The sequence below is a fragment of the Pseudomonas helleri genome, assembly GCF_009600315.1.
GTDB lineage: Bacteria > Pseudomonadota > Gammaproteobacteria > Pseudomonadales > Pseudomonadaceae > Aquipseudomonas > Aquipseudomonas helleri_A.
The window spans coordinates 1-230 of sequence record NZ_WIWC01000206.1; the positions used below are offsets into that span (position 1 = coordinate 1).

At 57.4% G+C, this 230-nt stretch carries 1 protein-coding gene; it reads left to right on the forward strand.

The features are described 5' to 3' along the window. Positions 1–230 (forward strand): hypothetical protein (locus GHN86_RS23830; protein WP_228389662.1); only part of this gene is annotated, 230 nt, incomplete at both ends.

Below are 230 nucleotides of genomic sequence, written 5' to 3' on the forward strand. Positions count from 1 at the left end.
GCGGTGGAATTGCAGAGTTTTCAACACTGACTACCGAAGCCGACCGCCTTTCTGAACGCTTCAAACATGCCCGCATGCATGCCCGTTGGCTGATAGCAATTCGGAAACACGGCAGCCCAGCACAGGCCGTGGAGGCAGCCCAGCGGCGCCTTGACGATGCCCGCCGCCAGTACAAACAGCTGCCCGATGTCACTAGCGAGATTAAACAGGCACGTGATGCCCTATTGATT